Raw genomic sequence first — 4518 nt, 5'->3', positions numbered from 1 at the left:
GCAAATAAAGGTGCCTTAAAAGACGATGGCACGCCATTTAACGCCGAAGACTTACGTATCTTGCAAGATTGGGTTATTCGTCCGCAGCTGCTAAAAGTCAAAGGGGTTACCGAAATAAACAGCCAAGGGGGCTTTGAGCGCCAGTACCAAGTAGCGCCCATCCCCGAAAAGCTGATTGCGTATAAGCTTACGCTAAGCGATGTAATTACGGCACTTGAGTTAAACAACAGTAATCAAGGTGCCGGATTTATAGAACGCTTTGACGGACAGTACTTAGTACGCTCACCGGGGCAACTTAAAACCATTGATGACATAGCTAATACCGTTGTTGCTAAGCGCGATGATGCTCCGGTGCGTATAAAAGATGTGGCTGACGTGCGTTTGGGCAAACAGCTCAGAACCGGCGCGGCAACCTATAACGGCAAAGAAACCGTACTTGGCACCGCGATGATGCTAATTGGTGAAAACAGCCGCGTAGTGGCAAAAGCCATGGCTGATAAACTCAACGATGTACAGCTAAGCTTACCTGCAGGCGTGGTGGTTGAGGCCGTGTACGACAGAACCAGCTTAGTAGATAAAACCATCGCTACCGTCAAAACCAATCTGTTTGAAGGCGCGGTATTAGTGATGGTGATTTTACTGCTGCTACTGGGTAACGTAACCGGCGCACTGATCACCGCTATGGTTATTCCGCTCAGTATGCTATTTGCCATAACCGGCATGGTGGGTAATCGGGTATCGGGTAATTTAATGAGTTTAGGTGCAATCGACTTTGGTTTAATTGTTGATGGCGCTGTTATTGTGGTTGAAAACTGTTTGCGTCAACTTGGCCTTGCGCAGCATAAACAGGGCCGGTTACTGACGCTAAACGAGCGTTTAACGGTTGTGACAACTGCCACTAAAGAAGTATTCAGCCCAGCGGTATTTGGCATTTTGATTATTATGCTGGTGTATTTACCCTTGTTTGCACTAAGCGGTGTAGAGGGCAAAATGTTTCAGCCAATGGCATTTACTGTGGTTGCCGCATTAGTCGGTGCACTTATTTTTGCAGTAACCTTTGTACCTGCCGCTATTGCGGTATTTGTGCGCGGCAAGGTGAATGAAAGTGAAAATGCGGTTATGCGCGGGCTAAAAAAAGCCTATCAGCCACTACTCGGTTTATCACTTAAGTTACCTTGGGTCATGGTCACTATGGCTGGCGTGTTAGTGATTGCGCTTGGCGTTAAAGTTAACAAGATGGGCGCTGAGTTTTTACCGCAACTAGATGAAGGCGATATCGCCATGCATGCACTGCGCATTACCGGTACAGGTATTGAACAATCGGTAAAAATGCAACAACAGCTAGAGCAAGCCCTATTAGCCAAGCCAGAAGTGGCAAAAGTATTTTCAAAAATTGGCACCCCTGATGTCGCAAACGATCCTATGCCACCTAACGTGGCCGACACCTTTTTAATGCTAAAACCACGAGAGCAGTGGCCTAATCCCGCTTTAAGTAAAGAAGCTCTGGTGCAGCAAATTCGTCATTTAGTGAATCAAGTACCAGGGAATAACTACGAGTTTACGCAGCCAATAGAAATGCGTTTTAACGAGTTAATTGCAGGTGTGCGCGCCGATGTGGCAGTGCGTATTTATGGCGATGAGCTATCAATATTAAAACGGTATGGCGAAAAAGCCACCAGCTTGGTACAAAACATACCCGGGGCAACCGATGTACGACTTGAGCAAATGGAAGGGTTGCCCACGCTGTCGGTAACGCCGCTTCGCGACCACATGGCGCTGTTAGGTTTAACCGTAAATGATATACAACAAAGTGTCAGTGCTGCGGTAGGGGGCGTGCAAACCGGGCTTATTTATGAGGGCGATAAACGCTTTTCGTTATTAGTGCGTTTAGATGAGCGCTGGTCGCGCGATATAACACAGCTTGCGCGTTTACCGGTAGCGGTGCCTAAAAGTGCTAACCCCGATCTGGCATTTGTACCGCTTGGCGAAGTGGCCACAATTAGTATTGCTAAAGGGCCTAATCAAATAAACCGTGAAAGCGGTAAGCGGAATGTCGTAGTCACTGCAAACGTAGCAGGGCGCGACTTGGCAAGCTTTGTGAGTGATGCACAAGTCGCTTTAAATTCGCAGCTTAACTTACCAAGTGGTTACTGGCTTGAATATGGCGGCACGTTTGAGCAGCTCCAATCGGCAAGTAAGCGCTTGTCACTGGTGGTGCCAGTGACTTTATTACTGATATTTGGCCTGCTTTATAGCGCGTTTGGCTCGCTGCGTGATGCGTTGATTATATTTAGCGGCGTACCACTTGCACTTACCGGTGGCGTACTGGCGTTACTACTGCGCGACATGCCGTTATCAATATCGGCAGGCGTGGGCTTTATCGCGTTAAGTGGCGTAGCCGTGTTAAACGGCGTGGTTATGTTGTCGTTTATTAAGCAATTAAGGGCCGATGGCCTAAGTTTAATAGCAGCGATACAAAGCGGGGCACTTTCGCGGCTGCGCCCCGTATTAATGACCGCTTTGGTGGCCAGCTTAGGGTTTGTGCCTATGGCGCTAAATACCGGTACTGGCGCCGAGCTACAACGGCCACTGGCAACGGTGGTGGTGGGCGGTATTATTTCATCAACGCTACTTACGCTATTAATATTGCCTGCACTTTATAAGTTAGTGCATGCTAAATTTACTAAAAAAGCAGAGGCTGAGTTAGCTTAACTGCTTGCTATTTAACGCTTGAGCAAAAGAGCAGCTGTATTTACAGCTGCTTTTTTATTGTTAATTATATTGAAACAGGTTATCCCAGCGCTCATCCAGTACGGTTTTTGCGTGCTCTAAACTCAGCGCGCTATACACGTCACTACTGCAAGTTACCAAACGCATCCGCACTAGTTTTTCCAGTGCGTCGCTAATTTCAAAGTCGAGGTCGCACTGATATTTGCTTTTAAACCAATGCTCTATTTGCTCATCTAGCGTTTGTGCGTTTAAGCCATTGGGCGATTTTAATAAAAAGGTATAAGCAAGCAGGGCTTCTTTAAAGTCTTCTTCTTCGGCGGCGTCTATTAGGGTATGAAATACGCCGGCGTTGTTATCGAGGTTTTTAAAGTACAGGTTATCGCTAAGGGCTTTCATAAATTTTATTTTACGGTTTTTAAACTTGCTCCATTCTTTAAAAATAAAGCTGCCAAACACGCCCATACCAATTGCTAAGCTAATAAAATGCTGTTGGCTCATAACGACGGCTTCATTACTAAAGCCACCCCAAAAAGCCAGTAATGCAAATAACAATACGATTGATGCACCCAGCTTAGTTATTAATACGACCGCACCACCGACTAAAGCCGATGAGCCAATAATGACTTTATCAATCGGGCGCATCCGCACTTCGCTATTAGGAAATAGCATTTCGAGATCGGCCTTTGGCACATTTTGAAATAATTTAACTATGGTTGAACTGGGTTCAAAGCCGATATTTTTTTTGTTTTTTGACGCAAAGTAGGCTTCATCTTTAAAGCGAATAAACACCGCCACGCGGTCGTAATTAGTAAACTGTAACGGCTTTTTGTGTAATCCCCAAAAGCTAGATAGCGTTTCGCTACGTTGTGACTCACCCCGGCGATAAAATACCACTTCTGCAAAGTCGTCAAACTCAACCTCAAGGCGCACTTTAAATAGCGACTCTTCGGTGAGCGCATCCTTTAAATCTTGGTCGGTGATCCGCTCGAAGTTAGCAGCATTTAAAACGTTGGCAAAAGCGTTAGCAAACTCACGTTGGCACTGCGCTTTTTGAGCCGCAGAGATGGGCGCTAAAGATCGCGTGTCGCTGTTTGGATCAAACGGCGCGTAGTTATTTTTCAGTGACTCAAGTGTGACGTGGTAATTGTAATGAATCAGGCTGGCTAATAAATCACAGAACTGCTGAAACGATGTTTTTTCTGTGTTGCTGTTCAGCTCTTCGCTACACATAGTAACAATATCTTGTTTTCTAAATGGAATAAAACGCGCACTTGGCATAAAAGGGACTGCTTAATAGAGATTTAATGGTATAGGCAGATAATAAAATACTCTTTTACATATTACTAATTTGTTAACCTAATAATGCGTGATAAATCTACTCGCTTAATTTCAGTGTAGATTAACCGCATTGTGTAATTATAAAACCATTGAGTAATCATCTTATAAATAGCAGGGAATGATTTTGGCGATTAAAAATAAAATTAAGCATAAAACTCGGCAGTTTATCGACTCTAAACATATGCTTACGGGGATTACTGTGGCGTCGTTTTTAGAGTCCACCATAGTGCCTATTCCACTTGAAGCGGTATTAGTGCCATTGATGCAGGCGCGGCGAGAAAAACTGTGGTTAATCGCCTTGATGGCAACACTGGGTTGCCTTGTTGGCGCGCTGTTTGGTTATGCATTGGGTTACTATTTATTTGATTTATTGGGCGATTGGCTGATCAGTCATTTTTCCAGTGCCGAGCAATTTGACAATGTTAAGCAACAAATGCAAAGCCAAGGCTT

At 45.0% G+C, this 4518-nt stretch carries 3 protein-coding genes; 2 read left to right on the top strand and 1 reads right to left on the bottom strand.

From position 1 onward, the window contains the following. Window positions 1–2712: efflux RND transporter permease subunit (locus ABYB02_RS14970; RefSeq protein WP_372763209.1), on the top strand; the 2712-nt coding region annotated here is incomplete at its 5' end. Window positions 2713–2772: 60 nt separating this feature from the next. Here the strand turns inward: ABYB02_RS14970 and ABYB02_RS14965 are convergent. Beyond that, window positions 2773–4008 carry a TMEM143 family protein gene (locus ABYB02_RS14965; RefSeq protein ID WP_372763208.1) on the bottom strand — a complete coding sequence of 412 codons (1236 nt, stop codon included), beginning with the start codon at window positions 4006–4008 and terminating at the stop codon, window positions 2773–2775. A 184-nt stretch (window positions 4009–4192) separates the two neighbouring features. On the opposite strand from ABYB02_RS14965, the gene ABYB02_RS14960 reads away from it, so the two are divergent. Further along, window positions 4193–4518 (top strand): YqaA family protein (locus ABYB02_RS14960; RefSeq protein ID WP_372763207.1); only part of this gene is annotated, 326 nt, incomplete at its 3' end.

The organism is Pseudoalteromonas sp. (genome assembly GCF_041613455.1).
Taxonomy (GTDB): domain Bacteria; phylum Pseudomonadota; class Gammaproteobacteria; order Enterobacterales; family Alteromonadaceae; genus Pseudoalteromonas.
This window is presented reverse-complemented; position numbering and strand designations above follow the sequence as displayed.